Source organism: Microvirga antarctica (assembly GCF_017921815.1).
Taxonomy (GTDB): domain Bacteria; phylum Pseudomonadota; class Alphaproteobacteria; order Rhizobiales; family Beijerinckiaceae; genus Microvirga; species Microvirga antarctica.
Genome location: NZ_JAGEMM010000001.1, coordinates 1,171,670 through 1,189,828, shown reverse-complemented (window position 1 = coordinate 1,189,828; position 18,159 = coordinate 1,171,670). Strand labels below are relative to the sequence as shown.

General features: G+C 63.0%; 20 protein-coding genes. 10 read left to right on the top strand and 10 right to left on the bottom strand.

Annotation, left to right across the window (positions count from 1 at the left end; translation table 11 throughout):
* Positions 1-169 precede the first annotated feature (169 nt).
* The gene (locus J4G32_RS05750) at positions 170-1,222 is read left to right on the top strand and encodes an aldose epimerase family protein (RefSeq protein WP_246504774.1); all 1,053 of its coding nucleotides are present in this window, start codon (positions 170-172) and stop codon (positions 1,220-1,222) included.
* On the top strand, positions 1,219-2,481 hold the full coding sequence (locus J4G32_RS05745; RefSeq protein WP_210485145.1) for a glycerate kinase type-2 family protein: 1,263 nt from the start codon (positions 1,219-1,221) through the stop codon (positions 2,479-2,481). The genes J4G32_RS05750 and J4G32_RS05745 overlap by 4 nt, the downstream gene beginning before the upstream one ends.
* A 6-nt stretch (positions 2,482-2,487) precedes the next feature.
* Here the strand turns inward: J4G32_RS05745 and J4G32_RS05740 are convergent, their stop codons facing one another.
* On the bottom strand, positions 2,488-3,363 hold the full coding sequence (locus J4G32_RS05740; protein ID WP_210485144.1) for a sensor histidine kinase: 876 nt from the start codon (positions 3,361-3,363) through the stop codon (positions 2,488-2,490).
* A 49-nt stretch (positions 3,364-3,412) separates the two neighbouring features.
* On the opposite strand from J4G32_RS05740, the gene J4G32_RS05735 reads away from it, so the two are divergent.
* Positions 3,413-3,589, top strand: coding sequence for a CsbD family protein (locus J4G32_RS05735; protein ID WP_210485143.1), 177 nt, complete (start codon positions 3,413-3,415; stop codon positions 3,587-3,589).
* A 47-nt stretch (positions 3,590-3,636) separates the two neighbouring features.
* Here J4G32_RS05735 and J4G32_RS05730 read toward each other — a convergent pair whose 3' ends face one another.
* Together J4G32_RS05730 and J4G32_RS05725 are read right to left on the bottom strand one after the other, a co-directional pair.
* The gene (locus tag J4G32_RS05730) at positions 3,637-3,891 is read right to left on the bottom strand and encodes a sulfurtransferase TusA family protein (protein WP_246504773.1); all 255 of its coding nucleotides are present in this window, start codon (positions 3,889-3,891) and stop codon (positions 3,637-3,639) included.
* A gap of 3 nt (positions 3,892-3,894) precedes the next feature.
* Positions 3,895-5,016, bottom strand: coding sequence for an Mrp/NBP35 family ATP-binding protein (locus tag J4G32_RS05725; RefSeq protein WP_210485142.1), 1,122 nt, complete (start codon positions 5,014-5,016; stop codon positions 3,895-3,897).
* A 233-nt stretch (positions 5,017-5,249) separates the two neighbouring features.
* On the opposite strand from J4G32_RS05725, the gene J4G32_RS05720 reads away from it, so the two are divergent.
* The 3 genes from J4G32_RS05720 (at position 5,250) to J4G32_RS05710 (ending at position 7,913) form a co-directional block, all read left to right on the top strand.
* Positions 5,250-5,756, top strand: a complete 507-nt coding sequence (locus tag J4G32_RS05720; RefSeq protein WP_210485141.1) for a pyridoxamine 5'-phosphate oxidase family protein — start codon at positions 5,250-5,252, stop codon at positions 5,754-5,756.
* 113 nt (positions 5,757-5,869) lie between these two features.
* Positions 5,870-7,162, top strand: a complete 1,293-nt coding sequence (gene pncB / locus J4G32_RS05715) for a nicotinate phosphoribosyltransferase (RefSeq protein ID WP_210485140.1) — start codon at positions 5,870-5,872, stop codon at positions 7,160-7,162.
* 7 nt (positions 7,163-7,169) lie between these two features.
* A complete protein-coding gene (locus J4G32_RS05710; protein ID WP_210485139.1) occupies positions 7,170-7,913 on the top strand; it encodes a class I SAM-dependent methyltransferase in 744 nt (247 codons plus the stop codon).
* A 6-nt stretch (positions 7,914-7,919) separates the two neighbouring features.
* Here J4G32_RS05710 and ade read toward each other — a convergent pair whose 3' ends face one another.
* Both ade and J4G32_RS05700 read right to left on the bottom strand, forming a co-directional pair.
* Positions 7,920-9,629, bottom strand: a complete 1,710-nt coding sequence (gene ade, locus J4G32_RS05705; protein ID WP_210485138.1) for an adenine deaminase — start codon at positions 9,627-9,629, stop codon at positions 7,920-7,922.
* 11 nt (positions 9,630-9,640) lie between these two features.
* Positions 9,641-10,162, bottom strand: a complete 522-nt coding sequence (locus J4G32_RS05700; protein WP_210485137.1) for a YcbK family protein — start codon at positions 10,160-10,162, stop codon at positions 9,641-9,643.
* 264 nt (positions 10,163-10,426) lie between these two features.
* On the opposite strand from J4G32_RS05700, the gene J4G32_RS05695 reads away from it, so the two are divergent.
* The gene (locus tag J4G32_RS05695; protein ID WP_210485136.1) at positions 10,427-10,864 is read left to right on the top strand and encodes a DUF4112 domain-containing protein; all 438 of its coding nucleotides are present in this window, start codon (positions 10,427-10,429) and stop codon (positions 10,862-10,864) included.
* Between the two features lie 2 nt (positions 10,865-10,866).
* Positions 10,867-11,292 (top strand): hypothetical protein, encoded by a 426-nt coding sequence (locus J4G32_RS05690; protein ID WP_210485135.1) that lies wholly within the window; start codon positions 10,867-10,869, stop codon positions 11,290-11,292.
* 3 nt (positions 11,293-11,295) lie between these two features.
* Here the strand turns inward: J4G32_RS05690 and J4G32_RS05685 are convergent, their stop codons facing one another.
* The 5 genes from J4G32_RS05685 to J4G32_RS05665 form a co-directional block, all read right to left on the bottom strand.
* Entirely contained in the window at positions 11,296-12,090 is a 795-nt protein-coding gene (locus tag J4G32_RS05685; protein ID WP_210485134.1) for an ABC transporter ATP-binding protein, read from the bottom strand.
* Positions 12,083-12,808, bottom strand: coding sequence for an ABC transporter permease (locus J4G32_RS05680; RefSeq protein WP_210485133.1), 726 nt, complete (start codon positions 12,806-12,808; stop codon positions 12,083-12,085). Before J4G32_RS05680 ends, J4G32_RS05685 begins: the two co-directional genes overlap by 8 nt.
* Complete coding sequence (locus tag J4G32_RS05675; protein WP_343232590.1) at positions 12,808-13,530, bottom strand: ABC transporter permease; 723 nt, start codon at positions 13,528-13,530, stop codon at positions 12,808-12,810. Before J4G32_RS05675 ends, J4G32_RS05680 begins: the two co-directional genes overlap by 1 nt.
* Before the next feature lie 69 nt (positions 13,531-13,599).
* Positions 13,600-14,445, bottom strand: a complete 846-nt coding sequence (locus tag J4G32_RS05670; RefSeq protein WP_210485132.1) for a lysine/arginine/ornithine ABC transporter substrate-binding protein — start codon at positions 14,443-14,445, stop codon at positions 13,600-13,602.
* A gap of 233 nt (positions 14,446-14,678) precedes the next feature.
* Positions 14,679-15,524 (bottom strand): lysine/arginine/ornithine ABC transporter substrate-binding protein, encoded by an 846-nt coding sequence (locus J4G32_RS05665; protein ID WP_210485131.1) that lies wholly within the window; start codon positions 15,522-15,524, stop codon positions 14,679-14,681.
* Between the two features lie 239 nt (positions 15,525-15,763).
* Here J4G32_RS05665 and J4G32_RS05660 point away from each other — a divergent pair, with 239 nt between their 5' ends.
* Complete coding sequence (locus tag J4G32_RS05660) at positions 15,764-17,236, top strand: FAD-binding oxidoreductase (protein WP_210485130.1); 1,473 nt, start codon at positions 15,764-15,766, stop codon at positions 17,234-17,236.
* A complete protein-coding gene (locus J4G32_RS05655) occupies positions 17,233-18,159 on the top strand; it encodes a sugar kinase (RefSeq protein WP_210485129.1) in 927 nt (308 codons plus the stop codon). The genes J4G32_RS05660 and J4G32_RS05655 overlap by 4 nt, the downstream gene beginning before the upstream one ends.

Sequence of the window (18,159 nt, the reverse complement as noted above, 5' to 3'; positions counted from 1 at the left end):
GCCCTTGGGCGCATCGGCAAGACGCCATCGCGGACGGTAAAAGTCGCGGCTGGTGATTTCAATCGGCGGGACGCCCTTCTCCGCAGCTGTTTCATCACCCTGGCAACGGGTATAAGGCGGGTCTGGAAATCCGCTGCGCGCCGTCTTACCGGTCGCGCAGTCCGAGAGGATGTCATTGATGTCTATCAGGAAATCGCCGTTTGGATCGGTCGAAGGCGAGGCCGTCGAGGCGTTCGAGATCGAGCGGGGTGGCTGTCGCGCAAAGATTATCACCTATGGGGCGATCCTCAGCGAGTTCCATGTGCCGGATGGGGCTGGGGGAATGGCCGACATCGTTCTGGGTTACGACGATCTTGACTCATACCGCCGCTACCGCGGTTCGACAGGTGCGATCTGCGGACGCTACGCAAATCGGATCGCCAACGCGCGTTTTGAGCTGGACGGCGCCATCCACGATCTGTCCGTGAATGAGCCGCCCAATCACATCCACGGCGGATTCAAGGGATTCAACAAGCGCGTCTGGCAAGCCAAGCCGGACGCCGCCAACGACGCTGTGCGGCTCACCCTGCGGCGTCCGGACGGCGACGAAGGCTATCCGGGGACTATGAATGCCGCTGTCACTTACCGGCTCACCGCCGATGCAGCATTGGAGATCGTGATGGAGGCGACGTGCGACCGTCCGACGGTCGTCAACATGGTCTATCACGGCTACTGGAATCTCGCCGGCCACGCCCATGGCCACATCAAAGATCATGTGCTGACCCTCGCGGCGGACCACTATACGCCGGTTGGTCCTGGCAAGATCCCTACCGGCGACATCACAGCGGTTGCGGATACCGCCTTCGACTTCAGGACGGGTAAACGCATTGGCGCGGATATCTTCGATACGGCGCAGCTGCCCGAGGCCGGTTACGACCACAATTTTTGTCTGAACGGCAGCGCCGGGACCCTGCGCCGCGCAGTTCACGTCCACGATCCGCTTTCGGGGCGCTCACTCGCGATCTTGACCGATCAGCCGGGCGTTCAGTTCTACACGGGTGATCATTTTGCAGCCTCGCCGGCCATCGGCAAGGGCGGCGCGATTTATGGCAAGCATTGTGGCTTCGCCTTGGAAACACAGGTTTATCCCAACGCACCCAACACGCCGCATTTTCCATCCGCAGTTCTGCGGCCGGGCGAAACGTATCGGCACGTCATGCTCATACCCATCGTGGCGCCGTGAGTGCGCCCCCGGCCGATTCCGCAATCCTGCTTGGATTGTTCGAGGCCGCGTTGAAGGCGGCGCTTCCGGATGGAAAGTTTGAAGGCCGGCTGCCGTCGCGCCCCAAGGGTCGCACGATCGTTCTGGGGGCCGGCAAAGCGTCAGCCCGCATGGCGGCTGCGTTCGAGGAGGCCTGGTGTCGTGACGGCGGATCGTGCGAGGGGCTGGTCGTGACGCGTTATGGTCACGGCGCGCCAACGCGGTTCGTCGCGGTTATCGAGGCCGCGCATCCTGTGCCGGACCAGGCAGGTGTCGACGCGGCGCGACGTATTCTGACGCTGGCGCAATCGGCGACGGCGGACGATCTCGTTATTTGCCTGATCTCCGGTGGCGCGTCGGCCCTGCTGGCTCTTCCGGCCGACGGGATCACGCTCGAGGACAAGCGGGCCATCAACCGCGCGCTGTTGCGCTCGGGAGCTCCCATCGGAGAGATGAACGCCGTACGGAAGTCGCTCTCCGCCATCAAGGGAGGACGACTGGCGGCAGCGGCCTTTCCCGCGAAACTGGTGACGTATCTGATTTCCGACGTGCCGGGCGACGATCCGGCGAGCATCGGTTCCGGGCCCACGATCCCCGACCCGTCCGACCCCGACGCTGCGCTGGCCATTCTGCGCCGATACGACATTCCCGTTCCAGATCATGTGGCCGCTTCCATCCGGGCAAACACCCATTCGGCAGTGGGAGGCGGTGGCGTGGTCCATATGATCGCCACTCCAAAAATGTCGCTCGACGCGGCAGCGGCGCGAGCTCGGGAATGGGGAATTGCGCCCATGATTCTCGGCGATGCGATCGAAGGCGAGGCGCGGGAGGTGGCGCGCGTGCTCGCCGGAATCGCGCGATCGGTTGCAGCCCACGGCGCGCCGCTGGCTCCTCCGTGCGTTCTGCTGTCGGGGGGAGAGACGACCGTTACCGTGCGGGGGACCGGACGCGGCGGTCGCAATGCGGAGCTTCTACTTGCACTGGCGCTAGCCATCGGTCGAGACAACCGGATTTCCGCGCTTGCCTGCGACACGGACGGCATCGACGGGTCCGAGACCAATGCGGGAGCCTGGTTCGACGCTGCGCTCTTCGACGACGCAGTTCGACACCGCATCGATCTTGCGGCGCATCTTGAGAACAACGACGCCTATTCGGCGTTCGATGCGCTGAACCGCCTCGTTGTCACAGGGCCCACACTGACCAACGTCAATGATTTCCGCTGCATCCTCATCCGATCGTGAATTTCGTTAGCGCGGAAGCTTGATCCGCACGGTCGTTCCCGCGCCCTCGCGGCTTTCAATCAGCAGATGGCCGGAATGCAGCACCGCGATATGAGAGGCGAGGCTGAGCCCAATGCCGGTGCCGGCGAGATGTTTCGCATTGGCGCCCCGGAAGAAGGGCTGCGTGATAAAGGGAAGATCTTTTGCCATGATTCCGATCCCGCGATCCTCGATGCTGATCGTGACGTCCTTCTCGGTTCGTGTCGCGCTGACAATGACCCGGCTCTCTTCCGGTGAATAGCGAAGCGCGTTCGCCAGCACGATCCCGATGGTCTGCTCAAGGAGGACGGCATCGCCGCTGATTCTGTCGGGCAGCCTTTCGATATCCATCAGACATCGGGGGCGGCCGGCCAGTTTGTCCTGCTCTTTGCACATGCGATAAATGAGCGACTTGATATCGAGGGATGTCGGCGCGATGACGATGTGGCCTGCATTCGCGCGACTGAAATTCATAATCGTGCCGATGAGGTCATCGAGCCGACGACTGGCATGGTGGATCTTTCTCGCGCGCTCGCGGATTTCCTCCGGAGACAGGTGCTGTCCCCGTCGCTCTATCCCTTGGGCCAATGCGGCGATCAGAGAGAGAGGCGCGCGCAACTGATGGGCAAGAAGCGTCAGGCGGTCGAGGCGACCGCTAGGCTTTCCTGGTCGCGTGGCAGCCGGCTCGGCTGTTTTCCGAGCGCTCTTTTTGTGAGGCAGGCGGGGTTCTGGCAACGTTATACTCGCTAAATTACGATATAACGTATGACATTGGGGTTTGTTGCAGGGATCAAGTTCCGCCGGGTGCGTCTTCGCACCAGCATGCGACAGTCCGTCCTGACGAATTTTCGGAAACCCTTTCACAGTTGTGGCGTTGCCAGCCCGTAGAGTTTCACACGGCAGGAGATATCAGATGGACAAAGATCGCGTTGAAGGCAGCCTGAAGAACATCAAGGGCACCATCAAGGAAGGTGTCGGCAAAGTCATCGGCGACACCAAGCTTGAAGCGGAAGGCAAGATGGATAAGGCCGAAGGCAAGGTGCAGAACACCGTCGGCGGCATCAAGGACAGCATCCGCGGTCGCGACTGATCAAGATCTTCCAACACGGCAAAAAGGCCCGGTTATCCGGGCCTTTTTCATGAAGTGATGACACGCCGGATAACAAAGGTGAGCGTCTCGCCCTCGACAAGCTGAGTCTCGATCACGCCACCCGTGTCGCGCACGGCGTGCGGAATATCGATTCCGGCCAAAGGATCCGTACAGATCACGCGGATCCGCCCGCCTGGGGGGATAGACTTGAGGGCTTTGCGCGTGCGCAGGGCGGGCATGGGGCATTTGAGGCCCGACAGATCGAGTTCCCGCATTCCCGGTGCTTCATTCTTTTGCCCCATGGCCTATTCGATCACGATCTTCGGTGCCGCGCGCGCGCCAGCCTCGGACAGCTGGCTCCACACCTGATCGGCCATCCCTTTGTAGATTGCCGCGTGTGGCCCGGTGGGGTCTATCGCCACCACTGGTCGGCCTGCATCAGAGGATTCGCGGATCGAGAGGGTCAACGGGACCTCACCCAGAAACGGGACGCCGAGCCGTTCCGCTTCATGGCGCGCACCCCCGTGGCCGAAAATATCGGACGCTGTTCCGCAATGGGGGCAGACGAAAGTCGCCATGTTCTCGACAATCCCCAGGATCGGAATTTCCACGCGCTTGAACATGGAGACGCCACGTCGTGCGTCGATGAGTGCGAGGTCCTGAGGGGTCGACACGATCACTGCGCCGGCGAGCGGGGTCGCCTGTGCCATCGTCAATTGCGCGTCGCCGGTCCCGGGGGGCATGTCCACCACGAGCACGTCGAGATCACCCCAGGCCACCTCTCGCAGCATCTGCGTGATGGCGGACATCACCATGGGGCCACGCCAGATCATCGGGGCTTCTTCCTCGACCAGGAATCCGATCGACATCACCTTCAGCCCATACGCCTCCATCGGCTCGAGAATGCGGCCCTCCAACAGCTTCGGCTTTCCCTGAATGCCGAGCAGCTTCGGCACCGAGGGTCCGTAGATGTCGGCGTCCAGAAGGCCGACGCGCAGGCCGCGCGCGTGTAATCCGAGGGCAAGGTTGACGGCTGTCGTTGATTTGCCCACGCCGCCTTTGCCCGATGCGACCGCTACGACGTGCGAGACCCCCGGGATACGCTGGTTCTTTGGCTGTCTCGCTGCTTGCGGGCGGGGGGTCTGGGCAGGGGCAGCGGCAGGGGCGCTCGCGCCGTCGCGCTCAGCCGTCAGGGTAATGAAGACACCGGAAACGCCGGGCAGCGCCCTGACCGCCTTCTCGGCTGCAAGCCGAATATTCTCCATGGTGGGAGCCTCGGGCGGATCGATGAAAATGGAGAACATGACGCGTCCATTGTCATCCACAAGCACCTCCGAGAGGCGCCCCGAATCGGTCAGTTTGACGCCTGCAGCGTCGACGGAAATTGCCCCGAGGGCCTGCATGACCCGTTCGCGTAACTTGCTCACGTTGGCGTCTCCTGCGCGATCGCGTCCGTATGTCTCTACAAGGCCACGCGTCCCACGTTAAGCGCGGAAGGCCGGGTAGGTCTTACCCGAACCAAAGTGCCTCGGCGGTGTTGTTCCCACATTCCAGGGCGGCCGTCACGCTGACGGACTGTCCCGTACACAACGGCGGGAATGATCATGGGTGAATCCCGTCGAGGGCTTCCGTGCATTCCCCGCACCATCAGGAGTTGACGATGCACCAGCACGGCCATGACGATCCCAACGCCAAGAAGCTCTACGAACTCATCAAGGACGTCAGAATCGCGATGATGACGACGGTTGACGCCGCGGGGAAGATGCAGACGCGGCCGATGTACAGCCAGGATGCGGACGAGCATGGCGATCTGTGGTTCTTCACCCAACTGCCGTCGCCCAAGACACAGGACGTCTCCCACGAGAATCAGGTCAGCCTCGGCTATTCGGACCCGTCAAGCCAGACCTATGTGGCCGTCAACGGCAAGGCTGAGATCGTGCGCGATCAGGCCAAGATCGATGAAAAATGGTCCGAAGGCCTCAAAGCGTGGTTCCCCAAGGGCAAAGAGGATCCGCAGGTGGGTTTGATCCGCGTGCATCCTGAAACGGGTGAGTATTGGGACAGCCCCTCATCGACCGTGGTTCATCTGGTTGGGTATGTGAAAGCGGCCTTGACGGGTGAACGCGCCAATCCTGGCGATCACGCCAAGGTTAACCTGCACGGATAATAACGGACGATTTCCCCCCGTGGCACAATCAGGCGACGGGGGGCAGCCATGCCTTTCGCTGGAGCGTGCGGTTCGCTATTGTCCTTCCTTCTGTCGCAGTCAAGGAGCAGGCGATGGCCGACATCGCGACCAGGGTTTACAATCACACCTGGAAAATCGATCCGATCGTGCGCTCGGTGCTCGATACGGATTTCTATAAGCTCCTGATGGCGCAAACGATCTTTCGTCGGCACCGGGACGTGCAGGTAACGTTCGGCATTCATAACCGCACCACGCGTGTGCGTCTTGCCGACCTGATCGACCCGGGGGAGCTGCGGGAACAGCTCGACCATGTCCGCTCGCTTTCATTGACCCGTGGTGAATCCACGTGGCTCAGGGGCAATACGTTCTACGGCAAACGCCAGATGTTCTCGCCGGAATTCATGGATTGGCTGGAGACCTTCCGCTTCCCCGAATACCTGCTCGAGAAGGAAGACGGCCAATATGTGCTGACCTTCCACGGTCCGTGGATCGAGACGACCATGTGGGAAATCCCGGCCTTGGCGATCCTCAACGAGTTGCGTTCGCGCGGCGTCCTCAAGGATATGGGAAAGTTCGAACTTCAGGTTCTATACGCCCGAGCCATGACCCGTGTGTGGGAAAAAATCGATCATCTGAAGAAACTTCCGGATCTCTCCATCGCCGATTTCGGCACCCGGCGGCGGCATGGTTTTCTATGGCAGGACTGGTGTGTGCAGGCCATGCTCGAAGGCCTCGGGTCGTCGTTCCTTGGAACATCCAACTGCCTCATCGCGCTCAGGCGCGAGGTCGAGGCGGTCGGCACCAATGCGCATGAGCTGCCCATGGTCTACGCGGCCCTGGCACAGACCGACGCCGAGATGGCAACCGCGCCCTACAGCGTGCTTCAGGATTGGCAGGAAGATTACGAGGGAAACCTCCTCGTGCTGCTGCCAGACACCTACGGGACAAGCAATTTTCTCGCGAATGCGCCGGATTGGGTTCCCACCTGGACCGGTATCCGCATCGACTCGAAGGACCCGATAGAGGGCGGCGAGGAAGCCATTGCCTGGTGGCGCGCGCGCGGGGAAAACCCCAAGGACAAGCTGGCGATTTTTTCTGACGGGCTCGATGTGGACGTGATCGAGCGGATCCATCGCCATTTCAATGGCCGGATGCGGATCGGCTACGGGTGGGGCACGCTGCTCACAAACGATTTTCGGGGTCTTGCGGCGGATGGTGGACTCGATCCCATCTCCATCGTCTGCAAAGTCATTTCGGCTAACGGCCACCCCACTGTGAAGCTCTCCGACAATCCCACCAAGGCGATGGGGCCGGCAGCGGAAATCGAGCGCTACAAGCGGGTTTTCCATGTGGGACGGCAAAAGGCGCAGCCGGTTCTCGTCTGAGGAAAGCATGACGTTCAAGGATCATTTCTCGACGCGGTCCGACGCGTACGCGGCCTATCGTCCGACATATCCGTCGGCGCTTGTCGATGCTCTCGCGGATCGATGCGCGGGGACCGACGTAGCGTTGGATGTCGGTTGCGGGTCGGGGCAATTGTCCGTTCTTCTTGCGCGGCGTTTTCGACAGGTCATCGCCACCGATGCGAGCCAGCAGCAGGTTGCGACGGCTACACCGCATGCGGGCGTTGCCTATCAGGTCGCCCCCGCCGAGCGCAGTGGACTGGCCGATCGATCGGTCGATCTGGTGACCGCCGCACAAGCCGCTCACTGGTTTGATCTGCCCGCCTTCTACACAGAAGTTCGGCGCATCGGAAAACCCGGTAGCCTGCTCGCTCTCATCAGTTATGGGGTGCTTCATACGGACGACGCCCTCAAAGACGTTGTGCGCCATTTCTACCGAGAGGTCGTGGGCCCTTTCTGGCCGCCTGAACGCAGCCACGTGGAATCCGGATACCGCGAGATTCCGTTCCCGTTCGAGGAGATTGCCATGCCGCACCTGGCAATCGACGTGCATTGGCATGTCGCGGATCTGCTGGGTTATGTGCAAACCTGGTCGGCCACGCGCGCGCTCGAAAAGGCCGTCGGCCATGGGCCAGTCGAGGCATTCTCGCGGGATTTGTCGGCCGCATGGGGTGATGTGGATCACAGGCGATTGATTCGTTTCCCGCTCTCTTTCCGTGTCGGTCGCGTGTAAGGCTCCCTAAGACACGAGTTGCATACGGTCGACATCCACCAGGCCGAGATCCGTGATCTTCAGGTGCGGGATGACCGGAAGCGGCAGGAACGCTACCTGCAAGAAAGGCTCTGTGAGGATCACACCCAGCGATCGCGCGGCCGCGCGAAGCGGGAGAAGTGCCTCGCGGACCTCTTCGTAGGATCTGTCGCTCATAAGCCCCGCAATCGGCAGTGCGAGTTCGGACAGAACAACCCCTTCGTCGACAACCACGAACCCGCCTTCGATGTCGCGCAGGCGATTGACCGCGACCGCCATGTCGCTGTCGTTGGCGCCCACCACGCAGATGTTGTGGCTGTCATGGCCGACGGACGACGCGATGGCGCCGCGCTTCATGCCGAAGCCCTTCACGAAAGAGCGCCCGATATTTCCGTTTAAGCCATGGCGCGCCACAACCGCGACCTTGACGATGTCCTCATCAAGGTCGCAGCCGGCGAAAGTGCCATTGGACGGGAGGGTTGCGCTCAAAGCGGCCGTGATGATCTTTCCCGGAATGACGCCAATCACCGGAACAGGCTGTGTGGACGCCGCGACGCTGAAATCCTCTGGCCCGACACGCGCCAGCTTCACGCTGTTGCGGCCGATCGGGTCCACCATTCGGCGCGTCGCAAACAGGGCGGGCGTGACCAGGCGGCCGGCGCTGACCACATCAGACACGGCACAGATCTCAAGGTCGTCGAGCAAGACGATATCGGCGCGCTTGCCGGGCCCGATCATGCCGCGGTCCGTCAGTCCGAAGGCCTGCGCTGCTGTCAGAGAGGCCGCGCGATAGGCGGCGAGTGGCTCGCACCCGCGTGCGATCAGGGTTCGGATCATGTAGTCGAGATGGCCCTCTTCGGCGATATCCAGGGGATTGCGGTCGTCCGTGCAGAGCGCAAAGAACGAAGATGTGCGCACCGACAGCAGGGGCGCGAGCGCGTGCAGGTCCTTTGAAACGGAGCCCTCGCGGATGAGAACCGTCATGCCCTTGCGGACTTTCTCCAACGCTTCCTCGGCGGTGGTCGCCTCATGATCGGTTCTGATGCCGGCTGCAAGATAACCGTTGAGGTCGAGGCCGCGGACAAGTGGGGCATGACCGTCGATGTGGCGATGCGCGAAGGCGTCGATCTTGGAAAGGCAGTCGGCGTCGCCGGCAAGAACACCCGGAAAATTCATGAACTCGGCGAGGCCAATGACTTTGCGATGGTCGCGGTAGCGCACGAGATCCTCGGCGCCGATGCGCGCGCCCGAGGTTTCGAGATGGGTGGCGGGCACGCAGCTCGAAAGCTGGACGCGCAGATCCATGATCGTGCATTCCGACGCGGCAAGAAAATAGTCGAACGCCGCAGTGCCGAGCACATTGGCCATCTCGTGCGGATCGCAGATGGCGGTCGTCACCCCATGCGGCAGAACGCAGCGATCGAATTCGTGCGGCGTGACGAGCGATGATTCCACGTGCAGATGGGTGTCGATGAAGCCCGGAACGGCAATGCGACCACGCCCGTCGATCGTCCGCACGCCGCGATAATGGCCATAGGTGCCGACAATCGTGTCGCCGCAGATGGCGATGTCGGTTTGCGTCAGCGCTCCGGTGAGGAGGTCGAAGAGGCGCACATCCGCAATGACCGTATCGGCGGGCTCCGCCCCTTTGCCTTGCGCGATACGCGTCGCCAGCAAGCGTTCGTCCGTCTGCGTCATCCGTTCCTGCCTCACCAGTGCCGGCGCGCTCCGTTGTCGATGTGGATGATACCGGTGCGATAGATCTTAAGGCCGCCGACTTCGCGGCGCGAGCGCAAATACGCCATCGCGCCCCGTGGCCTGGCGCGCACCCGCAGGTCGACCGCCCGGCAGGCGAGGTGAAGGGAGTGCGGCGCGCCGCCGGCCTGGCGATTGCGCCCCGGACTGCGATGGGTCGATTCGATGCTGATCGGGCCAAACCGAGCCGCTACCGCGTGGAGGACGCTGCGCAGATCAGGCGGCAGGCAGTGAAGCCCAACCGGCGGCCGCACCGCGATCACGCCGGCATCCGATCGCGGGGAGGTCGCTTCACCTTGGAGGACGTCGCCCTCGCGCAATTCCTGCGGGCTCCCGGGCTCAGGCAGGCTCACATACGAGGCCGGCGGATGCTCGCTGCTCTCGGCCAGTGCCGGGCTCCCGAAGCTGCCCAGCGCGGCCGTAAGGGTCGATACGAGGATCCAATGCGTCTTCGGAGCACAATCGTCGTCGCGCATGTCTTTTCTCGCGCCCTCGAGAAAAAAGGCTCTCCGCGAATGCGCAGCGGGGCCTCCAACCGGAATGATAAAACCAAGAGGTGAATCGAAGAGATAAATGCAATTTAAAATAGTAAGTCGGTCCTGCAATCGGCAAGATGGAGGTCGGCGTGATCTTTGGAGGTAGGGGGGCAGGGAGGTCTTGATGCCTCGCAATCTTGCGACGCCGGCTCATCATGCACACATCACGTCTGCGGCTGCCATTTCGGCAGCGGGAGACGAGCCATGAACGCCGCGCACAGCGCAACATTCGACACGATGACCGGTCACAGCCGATCTCACGCCGATTCGCTTGCACGGGTGGCGCTGGTGGCAAAGCTCCTCGACAATGCCTTCCTCATCCCGGGCCTGAACCGCCGGGTTGGGCTGGACGCGGTCATCGGACTGGTGCCGGGCATCGGCGACGCCGTGACGGCTGTGCTGGCGAGCTATATCATCTGGGAGGCCCGTCGGCTCGGATTGCCGCGTTGGAAGATCGCCCGGATGGTGGGCAATGTGTGCGTCGATACGGCCATCGGGGCCATTCCGTTTGCTGGAGACGTGTTCGACGTGTTCTACAAGTCCAACCAGCGCAACCTGCGCATCATTCACGAGCATCTGGGCATATCGCGGCGGGGCCCGAGCCAGATCGACGGCACAGCCGTCAGGGTCGACGGACGATAACAATGACACGACTGATTTGGATCTTCGCCTCACTGGGCGTCGCCATATGGACGCTTGTGGCGTGGGGTGTCTATGGCCTCATCGGCCTCTTTGGCGACCTTCTGGCGCGCAATGCCGACGTGGTCACATCCCATCCCGGGACCGTCGAATGGCTGTCCTGGGGTCTCTCGGCCATCCGCAATGTCGGGCTCGCGGCGGTCGTGTTCGTCTGGGGGCTTGTCTCGCTGCTGATCCTGGCCGTTCCGACGCTTCTCAGCGTGGCAGCGGGAACGCTCGGTCGCCGTGGTGGTCCTCTCGCGCAGGGGCCGATGAGATGGCCACCCCAGCAAGGCTGGCCCTCGGGGGAGCCGCGCCCGGGTTATCGCGATGTGACGCCCGCCAAGCCCGAGTCGATGGGCGACGAGATCCAGCGTATCGAGCGCCGGTGATCGTTAGCGGTCGCTGGAAATGAACTGCTTGAAGCGCTCCGATTTCGGCGCGCCGAAGACGTCGGCCGGTGGGCCTTCCTCCTCCACCATGCCCTGATGCAGGAACATCACCCGGTTCGACACATCCCTGGCAAAACCCATCTCGTGCGTCACGACGAGCATGGTCCGGCCCTCCTCGGCAAGGGCCCGCATGACGCGCAGGACCTCGCCCACCAGTTCCGGATCGAGCGCTGAAGTCGGCTCGTCGAAGAGCATGACCTGCGGACGCATGGCGAGCGCGCGGGCAATGGCGGCGCGCTGCTGCTGGCCGCCTGACAGGTGCGACGGGTACTGATTCCGCTTGTCGACGATGCCCACTTTCTGAAGCATGGCTTCGGCCTCGGCGATGCATTCCGCGCGCGGTCGTTTCTGCACGTGGATGGGCGCCTCGATGACGTTCTCGAGAACGGTCATGTGTGACCAGAGGTTGAAGCTCTGGAACACCATGGCGACCCGGGAGCGGATGCGGTCGACCTGCTTCTGATCCGCAGGCTCCATCCCATGGCGCGTGCGCTTGAGCTTGATCGCCTCGCCGCCGATGCTGATCTGGCCGGAATCAGGCACCTCGAGCATGTTGATGCAGCGGAGCATCGTCGATTTGCCCGATCCGGAGGCGCCCAGGATCGATATGACGTCGCCGTCCTTCGCGGTGAGCGAGACACCTTTGAGAACCTCGAGGGAGCCAAAGCTTTTGCGCAGGTTCTCGACTTCGACCGCGGGGGGATGGGATGTCGTCAAAATCGGTGCTCCATCAGACATGCGCTGCCTCGATCCGTGGTTCGATGGAAGGCGGGCGACGCAGATGCGGGGACAGCCACCACTCGAGCGCCATGATGAGGCGCGTGATGGCAAAATTCAGAATGAGGTAGATCACCCCTGCCACGACAAAGATCTCCACGGCGCGGAATGTCTGCGAAATCATCTTGGCCGCAAGACCGGTGACTTCCATCATGGTGATGATCGAGGCGAGTGACGTCGCCTTGACCATCAGGATGATCTCGCTGCCATAGGCCGGCAGCGCCTGTCGAACCGCGATCGGAAACACGATCCGGCGAAAGAGCAGGAAACCGGACATGCCGGCGGCTTTCGCGGCCTCGACCTGCGGGTAGGGAACCGATTGCAGGCCGCCGCGAATGATCTCGCTGGCATAGGCGCCGGTGTTGAGTGTCAGCGCCAGGATCGCGCACCAATAGGGTTCCCGGAAGAACGTCCACAGGCCCAGTTCCTGGAGCGTGGGACGGAATTGTCCGAGGCCGTAATAGATGAGGAAGATCTGCACCAGCAGCGGCGTGCCGCGAAAGACGAACACATACGCCTTGGCGATCATCTCGATGACGGCAATCCCCGACATCCGCATCAACGCCAGCATCATCGCCAGCACGGCACCGAACGCGACCGACGTGAAGGCAAGGTTGAGGGTGAGGGGGACACCGGTGAGAAGCTGCCGGAAGGTCTCCCACATGAAGGTGAAATCCATCAGGACGTCCTCCGGAGACCGCGCAGAGAATGGGTTTCCGCCCGCTGGAAGAGGTAGGTCGAAACCCACGTGATCACGAGATAGAGGATCGCCGCCGTGATGTAGAAATCGAAGGGGCGTCTCGTCGATCCGGCGGCGATATGCGATTGGCGCAGCAGTTCCACGAGGCCGGTAACCGAGATCAGCGCCGATTCCTTCAACACGAGCTGCCAGGTGTTGCCGAGACCCGGAATTGCGTAGCGCAGCACCTGCGGGGCGATGATGCGGCGGAACATCAGCCAGCGATGCATGCCGACGGAGCGCGCGGCTTCCAATTCACCCCGGTTGAGAATCTGGTAGGCGCCGCGAAACACCTCGGCCTGATAGGCTCCCGACACGATGCCGATGGCGAGCGCTCCGGTGACGAAGGCCGGCACGCCGATGAACCCCTGTGCGCCGAACAGGCCGCCGATGGCGCCCAAAGCCGCGCTGCCGCCGAAGTAGAACAGGTAGATCACGAGGAGGTCGGGGATGCCGCGGAGCACCGTCGTGTAGCCGTCCGCGAGCGTGCGCGCGGCGAGGTTCCGGGACAGCTTCGCCCAGGCCACGAAGGTGCCGACGATGGAGCCGGCGAGGAAGCCACACAGCGCGACAGCAAGCGTCATGCCGGTGGCTGTGAGAAGGGCGAGGCCCCAGCCCTTCGGCCCGAAGCCGATGAGCTCGAAATAACTCAGTTGCTGCACGTTCCGCACACCTTGCTGCGCGCCATCCCCGGAGGGATGGCGCGGTCCGCGCTCGAGATTGTCAAACGGTCAGCCCTGCGGGGTCATGTCGACCTTGAACCATTTCTGGGTCAATTTGGCGATGGTGCCGTCGGCGATCGCAGCCTGGATCGCGCCGTCGAACTTGCCCTTGAGATCCGCGTCGTCCTTGCGGACGGCCACCGCGACGCCACGCCCCAGAACGCCCCCGGACACGCCCGCGCCGGCGATCGTCATGTTCTTGAACTCGGGCTGGTCGAGGGTGGCCTTGAGCGAGGAATGCGCCGCATAGATGGCGTCGACCCGACCGGCTGCGAGGTCGAGGTCATGCTGCTCGGTGGTCTTGTATTCGCGGATCGTGACCGTGTCCTTGAGGTATTTCTCGAGGAACTGCGAATTGACGGTCGAGCCCTGCGTGCCGATGGTCTTGCCCTTCAAAAGTGGCTTCCATTCCTCGATGATCTTTTGGGCGGCGGCCGGGTCCTTGTCGAGATTGGCGCGCTCACCGAGGCCCGCGAGCTTGGCCAGGGGCGAATCCTTGGTGGTGGCGAACCCGTGCATGCCGGAGGCGTAGGGCCGGGTGAAAGCGACCACCTCCAACCGTTTGTCGGTGATGTTCATGCCCGCCATGATGGCATCGTATTTCTTGGCGTTGAGGGCCGGAATGATGCCGTCCCAATCCTGCGCCACCACTTCGCATTTCACCTTGATTCGCGCGCACAGATCGGCCGCGAGGTCGATCTCGAAGCCTTCCAGCTTGCCGCCGGCTCCGGTGAAGTTCCACGGGGCGTAGGCGCCCTCCGTGGCGATCGTGATCGTCTTCTCCTGGGCTGCCGCGCCGCCTGTGGCAAGGGCGGAGGCCAGAAGGCCGACACTGAGTGCTGTGAAGAATTTCATCGTCGTTCCCTGTGGTCAGTTTTCCCGAACCATTTATCGCGCGAGGCTCTCTCCCCGGGCCTTTGGCGGTCTCCCGGTGGCTCAAAGCTAACAGGCAAATGCCGAAGCGAAGCAAGCCCCCTTCCGGCCGAATCAGAGCCGCGGCCTGATGATTTCGGTCGCAGGACGCGGCGAGACTGATGAAAAAGGGCGCGGTCTGCACCACGCCCTTCTTTCGTCGTATGCGCCGGGTCTCAGCTCAGCGGCGTGGTGTCGATCTGGAACCATTTCAGCGAGAGCTTCTTGACGGTGCCGTCCTTGATCGCCGCCTGAATCGCGGTATCAAACGACTTTTTCAGCTCCTGGTCTTCCTTGCGCATGCCGACACCGACGCCGGAGCCGAGCAGTCCGCCGACGATCGAAGGCCCGACCAGTACATAGTCCTTGAATTCCGGCTTCTCGAGCGTTCCGATGATAGCGGTGGCGTCTGCCAGCACCGCATCGATGCGGCCCGCCGACAGATCGAGATCGTGCGCCTCCGTCGACTTGTACTCGCGAACCTCGGCCGTTCCCTTCAGGTATTTGTCGGCGAAATTGGAGTGGATCGTCGATCCCTGGACCCCGATCGTCTTGCCCTTGAGCAGTGGCTTGACGGCGTCGATGGCCTTCTCGGCCGCTGCGGTCTGGGTGCCCAGATTGAAGGCTTCACCCGTGCCCGGCATCTTGGCGAGCGGCGAGTTCTTGGCCACCAGGAAACCGTTGGGCGAATTGGCGTAGGGACCGGCGAAGTCGATGACCTTCTTGCGGTCGTCAGTGATGCTCATGCCGGCCATGATCGCATCGTACTTCTTGGCGTTGAGGGCCGGGATGATCCCATCCCAGTCTTGTGCCACGATCTCGCACTGGACCTTCATGCGCCCGCAGAGATCGTTGGCGAGATCGATTTCGAAGCCTTCGAGCTTGCCGCCTGCGCCGGTGAAGTTCCAGGGCGCATAGGCGCCTTCGGTTGCGATCTTCACTGTCTTGCCCTGGGCCGAAGCGCCGCCGATGGCGAGCGTCGAGCCCAGCAGGGCGAGGGTAAGTGCCTTGAAGAGATTCATCGGAGTTCCCTTTTTGATCGCCCCGCCTCAGGTGGGGCTTATGGTCCCGCGATCGACCCGATCGCGCCGATACTCAGTAACGGCCAAAGTCTTTGAAAAGGCAAGTGACCGGCAAGGGCCCCGGCGAGGGCGCCCTCAAGCGATGGAATCTGCACGTTCAGGAGTGCACGGAGAGGCCGGGCCATCTTGCGATCTGTCGCGCAAGACGCGATGAGTAAGCCCTACCGAAAGGAGAGCGAATGACCGTCTCGAGCCTGGCAGCCGCACTGATCGACACCCTTCGGGAACGCCTGGGGCCAAACCATGTGGCGACAGCCGAGAGCGACATGGCCGGTGCGCTGGTCGAGTTGCGCGGCCTTTATCGCGGCAACGCGATTGCCGTCGTCCGGCCGGGCGATACGCAGGAGGTTGCCTTCGTGGTGGCGCAATGCGCCCGGGCCGGAATTCCCGTGGTTCCGCAAGGTGGCAATACGGGGCTGGTGGGCGGGGGCGTTCCCTATGGAGGCATCGTGCTCTCGCTGTCCCGGCTCGATCGCGTTCGTGCGCTGGATCCGGTCAATGGCACGATCACGGTCGAGGCGGGCTGCATCCTGCAACGGGTCCAGTCTACCGCTGCGGAGGCTGGCTATCTCTTCCCGCTCTCGCTGGCGTCGGAAGGCTCGTGCACCATCGGGGGAAACCTCGCCACCAATGCGGGCGGAACGGCCGTCCTGCGTTACGGCAACACCCGCGAACTCACCCTCGGTGTGGAGGTCGTGCTGGCGGATGGCCGGATCTGGGACGGCCTCAAGGGTCTGCGCAAGGACAATACCGGCTACGACCTGCGCGACCTCTTCATCGGGTCCGAGGGGACGCTGGGCATCATCACGGCCGCGGTTCTCAAACTCGTGCCGGCGCCGCGGACCCGCGTGACGGCCTTCGTCGGATGTGACTCGCCGGACAACGCCCTCACCCTGTTCAACCGGCTTCGGACCGCTTCCGCCGATCACCTGACGGCGTTCGAGTATATCCCGGCTTTCGGACTCGACATCGTGCTGAAGCACCGCCCGGCCTACAGGCGGCCCCTGGCCGAATCGCATCCGTCCTATGCGCTGATCGAGCTCACCTCGCCGCAGGCGAATGCCGACCTGCGCGGCAGTCTCGAGGAGGTCCTGTCCGAGGCGCTCGAGGATGGCACCATCGCCGATGCGGTTCTGGGCGAGAGCGAGGCCCAGAGCATCGCGCTGTGGGGAATGCGCGAGAACCTGTCGGAGGTTCAGAGCCTGGAAGGCGGTTCGATCAAGCATGACGTCGCGGTCCCGGTTTCCCGGGTGGCCGAGTTCATCGACGTGGCGACGGCCGCATGCGAGGCCGTCATGCCGGGTTTGCGCGTCTGCGCCTTCGGCCATTTCGGGGACGGCAACATCCACTTCAACCTGTCGCAACCTGTGGGCATGGACAAAGCTGCCTATCTGGCCGAGTGGGAGCGCTTCAACCGCATCGTCCACGATATCGTCACCGGCATGAATGGCTCGATCGCGGCCGAGCACGGCATCGGACTGATCAAGCGCGACGAACTCTCGCACTACAAGGATCCGGTGGCGCTCGACCTGATGCGGGCCATCAAGCGCACGCTCGACCCGTCGAATCTTCTCAATCCCGGCAAGGTCCTGTCGGTCGGCAGGGACGACCCGGCGACCCTTCCCGGCTCATCGCAGGCGGTCCTCGCATGAAAACCATCGACATCCTCACCATCGGCGAGCCGCTGATGGAATTCGCCGAAGTCACCCGCGACGGCGAACGCCTCTATCTGCCGGGCCATGGGGGCGATGTGTCCAACACCGCGGTGGCAGCGGCGCGGCAGGGCGCAAAGACGGCTATCTTCACCGCGCTGGGAAGCGACGGTTTCGGGGCGGATTTTCTCAGGCTCTGGGACAAGGAGGGCATCGATCGGTCCTCGGTGATCGTGCGACCCGAGGGCCGGACCGGGGCCTATTTCATCAGCTACGGCGAGGAGGGCCATGTGTTCTCCTATGCCCGCGTCGGGTCGGCTGCGAGCCTTGTGACCGTCAAGGAATTGCCTCTGGGGCAGATCGCCGACGCGCGGGTTCTGCACGCCTCGGGGATCAGCCAGGCGATTTCGGAGCATTGCGCCGATGCGGTCTTTGCCGCCATCCGCCACGCCCGCGCCAACGGCACGACAATCAGCTACGATACCAACCTGCGTCTTCGCCTGTGGCCGCTCGATCGCGCCCGCGCGGTCATTCATGCGGCCGTTGCGATGTCGGACGTGGTCTTGCCGGGTCTGGACGACGCCCAGCAGCTGACAGGCCTCGAAACGCCCGAGCAGATCTGCAAACACTATCTCGCGTTTGGCCCTGAGGTCGTGGCGCTGACCATGGGCAAGGCGGGCACGATGGTGGCCACGCCCGGGCGCGTCGAGGTCATCCCGGCCCGGAAGGTAGAGGCGATCGACGCCACCGGGGCCGGCGACACGTTCGACGGCGCGTTCCTGGCCGAATGGCTCCGCGATCGCGACCCGTTTCGCGCCGCTGCCTTTGCCAATGCGGCGGCGGCCCTCTCGACGCTGGGCAAGGGCGCGGTCGCGCCGATGCCGACCAGGGAGGCGACCGAGGCTTTCATGGCCCGCGGCTGA

Excerpts from the sequence above, each read along its gene's own strand:
- J4G32_RS05695 (WP_210485136.1), top strand. The coding sequence starts at position 10,427 with ATGAACGCCGCGCACAGCGCAACATTCGACACGATGACCGGTCACAGC.
- pncB (WP_210485140.1), top strand. The coding sequence starts at position 5,870 with ATGGCCGACATCGCGACCAGGGTTTACAATCACACCTGGAAAATCGAT.
- J4G32_RS05730 (WP_246504773.1), bottom strand. The coding sequence starts at position 3,891 with ATGGGGCAAAAGAATGAAGCACCGGGAATGCGGGAACTCGATCTGTCG.
- J4G32_RS05685 (WP_210485134.1), bottom strand. The coding sequence starts at position 12,090 with ATGTCTGATGGAGCACCGATTTTGACGACATCCCATCCCCCCGCGGTC.
- J4G32_RS05680 (WP_210485133.1), bottom strand. The coding sequence starts at position 12,808 with ATGGATTTCACCTTCATGTGGGAGACCTTCCGGCAGCTTCTCACCGGT.
- J4G32_RS05660 (WP_210485130.1), top strand. The coding sequence starts at position 15,764 with ATGACCGTCTCGAGCCTGGCAGCCGCACTGATCGACACCCTTCGGGAA.
- J4G32_RS05710 (WP_210485139.1), top strand. The coding sequence starts at position 7,170 with ATGACGTTCAAGGATCATTTCTCGACGCGGTCCGACGCGTACGCGGCC.
- J4G32_RS05690 (WP_210485135.1), top strand. The coding sequence starts at position 10,867 with ATGACACGACTGATTTGGATCTTCGCCTCACTGGGCGTCGCCATATGG.
- J4G32_RS05670 (WP_210485132.1), bottom strand. The coding sequence starts at position 14,445 with ATGAAATTCTTCACAGCACTCAGTGTCGGCCTTCTGGCCTCCGCCCTT.
- J4G32_RS05750 (WP_246504774.1), top strand. The coding sequence starts at position 170 with ATGTCATTGATGTCTATCAGGAAATCGCCGTTTGGATCGGTCGAAGGC.
- ade (WP_210485138.1), bottom strand. The coding sequence starts at position 9,629 with ATGACGCAGACGGACGAACGCTTGCTGGCGACGCGTATCGCGCAAGGC.
- J4G32_RS05700 (WP_210485137.1), bottom strand. The coding sequence starts at position 10,162 with ATGCGCGACGACGATTGTGCTCCGAAGACGCATTGGATCCTCGTATCG.
- J4G32_RS05655 (WP_210485129.1), top strand. The coding sequence starts at position 17,233 with ATGAAAACCATCGACATCCTCACCATCGGCGAGCCGCTGATGGAATTC.
- J4G32_RS05735 (WP_210485143.1), top strand. The coding sequence starts at position 3,413 with ATGGACAAAGATCGCGTTGAAGGCAGCCTGAAGAACATCAAGGGCACC.
- J4G32_RS05665 (WP_210485131.1), bottom strand. The coding sequence starts at position 15,524 with ATGAATCTCTTCAAGGCACTTACCCTCGCCCTGCTGGGCTCGACGCTC.
- J4G32_RS05720 (WP_210485141.1), top strand. The coding sequence starts at position 5,250 with ATGCACCAGCACGGCCATGACGATCCCAACGCCAAGAAGCTCTACGAA.